Source organism: Corallococcus sp. CA041A (assembly GCF_003612075.1).
In the GTDB taxonomy this organism is placed as follows: domain Bacteria; phylum Myxococcota; class Myxococcia; order Myxococcales; family Myxococcaceae; genus Corallococcus; species Corallococcus exiguus.
In genome coordinates this window covers 1-1,938 of record NZ_RAWF01000512.1, presented here as the reverse complement: position 1 = coordinate 1,938, position 1,938 = coordinate 1, and the positions used below count along the sequence as shown (strand labels likewise).

Below are 1,938 nucleotides of genomic sequence, written 5' to 3'. Positions count from 1 at the left end.
GTGGTGGCCAGGGCAACACGGTCATCCCCGTGGAGCTCATCGTCGCCAAGCAGCGAAACGGCCCCATTGGTTCCGTGGAGCTGGTGTTCCTCGCGGAGTACACGCGCTTCGAAAGCCGCGCCCGGAGCGAGTAGCCGCCCGAGTCAGTCCCGGCCGGTGCGCAGGTAGCCCGTGACGTGCTCGCGGGCCGCCCGCACCGCGGCTTCCGGCCCCGTGCCCCGGCCCAGCTCCGCCGCCAGCGCGGACGCCAGCCGGCAGCCCGTGCCCCGGCGCTCCGGCGGCCGCTTCAACCGGCGCCCCCGCATCACCACCGTGCGCCCGGCGAAGGCCAGCACGTCCGCCAGCCCCTGCCCTTCCGGCAGGTGCCCGCCCTTCACCAGCACCGCGCCGAAGCCGCGCTGACACAGCGCCTCCGCTGCTTCCTGCGCGTCCTCCACCGTGCCCAGCGCGGGCCGGCCCAGGAGCCACGCGGCCTCCTCCAGGTTCGGCGTCACCAGCACGCGCGGGCCCGCGAGCGCCAGGTAGTGCCGGGGCGTCAGGCGTGACAGCACCTGCCCCCGGGAGGAGCGCACCACCGGGTCCACCACCCACCACGCGTCCGCGTCCTTGAGCGCAGCTCTCGCCGTGGACAGCTGCGACGGGCCGGGCACCACGCCCCACTTCACCGCGTGCAGGGGGCCCCACTCGCGCGCGGCCGTCACCTGCGCGGCCAGCATGCGCGGGGACGCCGGCACCACCGCGAAGGTGTGCGAGCCCTGCGCCGTCTGGGCCGTGGGCACCGCCACCGCGTCGCCACCCCGCGCCCGCACCGCGGCCACGTCCGCCAGGAGCCCGGCCCTGCCCGTGGGCTCCAGTCCCGCCAGGAGCAGGACTCGCGGCCTCACCGGCGGTGCTCTCGCGCCTTCTGCACCAGCGCCTTGTAGACGCCCAGGTGCACCGGGATGGTCCCCAGCATCAGTTCCGGGTGCCACTGCACGCCCAGCGCGAACGTGTGCGCGGTGGATTCAATCGCCTCCACCACTCCGTCCGGCGACACCGCGCTCACCGTCACGTCGGTGCCCGGCTTGTTCACCGCCTGGTGGTGCGTGGAGTTCACCATCAGCTGCCCGTGCCCCACGGCCTCCGCCAGCTGCGTGCCGTTCTTCACCTCCACCGGGTGCTGCGGCTGGGTGCGGTCGTGCTTCTGCTCGTGGTCGCGCGCGCCCGGAATCTCTTTCAGGATGTCCTGGAACAGCGTGCCGCCCAGCACCACGGCCAACAGCTGCATGCCGCCGCACACGCCCAGCACCGGCAGGTTGCGCTTGAGCGCGCCGCGGATGAGCTGCGCCTCGAAGGCCGTGCGGCCCTCCTTCAGCGGCCCCATGCCTTCGCGGGCCTCCTCGCCATACGCGGCAGGAGGGATGTCGAACGCGCCGCCCGTCACCACCAGCCCGGACACCCGCTCCAGGTAGGCGTCCACGCAGGACGGGTCGTCGGTGTACGGCAGCACGAAGGGCAGGCCCCCCGCGCGCAGCACCGCCTCCGCGTAGGGCACCTTCAATTCGTAGCGGGGGAAGGCGGAGTCGGCCGGCTGGGCCCAGTCCGGGCTGAGGCCGATGTTGGGACGGCGCGCAGTCGTCCCGTGATGACGCGGAGGCAGATGGTTCATGGTGGGGTACTTCCTCTGGTTAGAGGCCAGTCCCCCGCGCGCTGTCAAACGCCGCCGCCAGCTGCCGCACGCGCTCGGCGATGTCCTGGGCAAGCAGGGCGTCGGACACCACCGCCGCGCCATGCGCCCCCGTCGCCGCCACGCTCGCGATGTTCGCCAGGCCCACCCCGCCAATGCCCACCACCGGCAGCGGACTCTCGGCCACCACCCGCCGGAATGCCTCCAGCCCCAGCACCGGCGCCTGCACCACCTTCGTCGTCGTGCCGAACAGCGGCCCCACGCCCACGTAG

General features: G+C 73.7%; 4 protein-coding genes. 1 reads left to right on the top strand and 3 read right to left on the bottom strand.

Features of this window, described 5'->3' with window-relative positions; all coding sequences use genetic code 11:
* A partial coding sequence (locus D7V77_RS41760) for a DnaB-like helicase C-terminal domain-containing protein (protein ID WP_147452352.1) occupies window positions 1-134 on the top strand: 134 nt, incomplete at its 5' end.
* A gap of 9 nt (window positions 135-143) precedes the next feature.
* On the opposite strand, the gene D7V77_RS41755 is transcribed toward D7V77_RS41760, so the two are convergent.
* From D7V77_RS41755 to D7V77_RS41745, 3 genes are all read right to left on the bottom strand, one after another.
* Window positions 144-884, bottom strand: a complete 741-nt coding sequence (locus D7V77_RS41755) for a bifunctional hydroxymethylpyrimidine kinase/phosphomethylpyrimidine kinase (RefSeq protein WP_120581702.1) — start codon at window positions 882-884, stop codon at window positions 144-146.
* On the bottom strand, window positions 881-1,648 hold the full coding sequence (locus D7V77_RS41750) for a gamma-glutamyl-gamma-aminobutyrate hydrolase family protein (protein WP_120581701.1): 768 nt from the start codon (window positions 1,646-1,648) through the stop codon (window positions 881-883). Before D7V77_RS41750 ends, D7V77_RS41755 begins: the two co-directional genes overlap by 4 nt.
* A 19-nt stretch (window positions 1,649-1,667) precedes the next feature.
* On the bottom strand, window positions 1,668-1,938 hold a 271-nt coding region (locus D7V77_RS41745), incomplete at its 5' end, for a thiamine phosphate synthase (RefSeq protein ID WP_147452351.1).

Excerpts from the sequence above, each read along its gene's own strand:
- D7V77_RS41750 (WP_120581701.1), bottom strand. The coding sequence starts at position 1,648 with ATGAACCATCTGCCTCCGCGTCATCACGGGACGACTGCGCGCCGTCCC.